Here is a 2,300-nt window from a genome sequence, read left to right as displayed (position 1 = left end):
GCGCCGCGGGGGGCGACGGTGGAAGATAACGGCCCTGTCCAGCGTTCCCGGAATCTGCCTGATTTGGCTCGTTTTATCCCTGGTCCCGGTCAGCTTCAAATTCAACCTCTGGTACTTCTATTTCCTGCTGCCCCCCTTCATCCTGGCGACGGTCTGGCTGTTGCGGCGCCTGTGGTCTTGGCGCAAACCGGTCGTCGGGCTGGCCTCGGTGCTGCTTCTCGGTTACTATATAGCGGCGTCGGTGAACACCGGTGTTCAGTGGCGGCGGGCCGCCGAAGCCGGTGAAGGGTTGACCGCCGATATTCTTGCCCATTCAGATATAATTGAGCGTTCAGGCGGTCTGGTGCTCATGAGCGTACCCTGGAATTTCATCGAGCGGGCGAATCCCCTGCCCCTCGCCATCTATAACTACGCCTGGGGCATGGAGTTGCGCCTGGAACACACGCTCGGTTTTCCCGTCGCTTACTCGGCCGCGTCGTACACCGTGGTGGATGACCTTGACTCGTGGAGCTACCGGACGGGTAAGACGGACGATATGCTGTGGCAGAGTTCCGACCACGAAACCTTCGAGGCCACTCCGATTGAGGCCTATTTTGTTCCGAACGCCGAGGTCGCCGGGAACGAGGTGTGCTTGCCGCTCCCGATGGACCGGCCCGTGTTCGCCCTCGACGGCGACAGGTACGTCCTGGTGTACGACCCCACCGCGCACTGAACCGGAACGGGGGGATTAGCGACGGTCGAGAAGCTGCTGGAGGCCGTCCCCGAGGTCGCCGACGAGGCCCGCCGGCGCGGCTCCGGCTCTTTTTGCGGGATAAAATCTTCGGCGTCTGGTGCCCCCACTTCGCCGTGGGGGTGAAAAGATGAAGAACCTCCGGGGAGGGTCATTTTGAAGCAGACCATCTTTCCGGGCACCTTCGACCCGGTGACCAACGGCCACCTGGACCTCGTCCAGCGGGCGCTGCACATCTGCGAGCACCTGGTGGTGGCGGTGGCGGGAAACCCGCCCAAGCAGCCGCTCTTCTCCACCGAGGAGCGGACGGCCATGATAGCCGAAGCCGTCGGCGGGTACGGAGACCGCGTCAGCGTGCGGGCCTTCCCGGGCCTCCTGGTGGACTTTGCCCGGGAGATAGGCATCCACCTGGTCATCCGCGGGGTGCGCGGCGTGGCCGATTTCGAGGACGAGTTCCGCATGGCGCTGGCCAACCGCCGCCTGTTCCCCCAGTTCGAGACGCTCTTCCTCATGCCGTCGGAGATTTACACATACCTCAACTCCAGCCTGGTCAAGGAAATAGCGCGTCTGGGCGGCGACCTCTCCCACTTCGTCCCCCCGGCGGTGGAACGGGCCTTGCAGGAGAAACTGGCCGCCAACGGCGGTCGAATTTGAGGTGGTCATGGTCGAGCGGATAACGCTACTGGTACTTTTCTGTGCCCTGGTCGCCCCCGCTTCGAACCCCTTCGACCCCCCCCTGGGCAACCCCCTTTTTCTTGACCCGACGGCCCCGCGCCTCCTGGAGCTGGCCCTCAAGGGGCAGGGCGACCTGGGACCGCTGCCCGAGCCGCCGTCCTCGGGGTCCGACCTTTTGCACCTGGACCTCGACCTGGAGTTCTTCCCGGATGCCGGGACCCTCGCCGGCCACGCCGACTGGCGCATCACCCCCTCCGGGGGGAGCCAGGCGGCGCTGGTCCTCCAGCTCTCGGAGGACCTCGCCATCACGGGCTGCCTCTACGACGGTGTCCCGGCCGCATTCTCCCGGACACAGGACGGCTTCTTCTCCGTGACCCTGGACCCGCCGCTGGGCGCGGGGGAGGAGGCGGTGGTCTCGATCCACTACGAGGGGCGCCCCTCCCACGGCCACCCGCTCACCATCGAGCCGGGCCGCGTCCACTGCCGCTCCCACGAATCCTCCGGCACCACCCACAACTTCTACCCCTGCTACAACTACCCCTCGGACAAGTTCACCGTCACGGAGCGCTACACCGTCCCGGCGGACCTGGACTGCCTGGGCAACGGCGTCCTGGTCGAGGTCACCGACGACACGGCCAAGGGCACCCGGACCTGGCTCTGGGATTCGGCCTACCCCACGGCCCACTACCTGGTGTGGGTCCACGCCGAAGACGGGCTTGCCTACGGTGTCCTGCGCGAGGAGCCCGTCCGGTTGGACTTCTACTGCTACGCCGACGAGCTGGACTGGGCCCTTCACGACTACGCCGTCTTCCCGGCCATGTTCGACGACTTCTGCGAACACTTCGGTCCCTACGGCTTCGAGCGGCTCGGACAGCAGGACATGTCCAAGGGGATG

General features: G+C 65.6%; 3 protein-coding genes. All 3 read left to right on the top strand.

The window, feature by feature from the left end:
- Window positions 1-712: hypothetical protein (locus tag NTW26_06435; GenBank protein ID MCX7021894.1), on the top strand; the 712-nt coding region annotated here is incomplete at its 5' end.
- 174 nt (window positions 713-886) lie between these two features.
- Window positions 887-1,384 (top strand): pantetheine-phosphate adenylyltransferase, encoded by a 498-nt coding sequence (gene coaD, locus NTW26_06430; GenBank protein MCX7021893.1) that lies wholly within the window; start codon window positions 887-889, stop codon window positions 1,382-1,384.
- Window positions 1,385-1,391: 7 nt separating this feature from the next.
- Window positions 1,392-2,300, top strand: a 909-nt coding sequence (locus tag NTW26_06425) for a hypothetical protein (GenBank protein MCX7021892.1), incomplete at its 3' end; no start/stop codon positions are given.

This window comes from bacterium, from assembly GCA_026398675.1.
GTDB lineage: Bacteria > RBG-13-66-14 > RBG-13-66-14 > RBG-13-66-14 > RBG-13-66-14 > RBG-13-66-14.
Note: the sequence above shows the minus strand (reverse complement) of the source record. Positions and strands in the feature narration are given on the sequence as shown.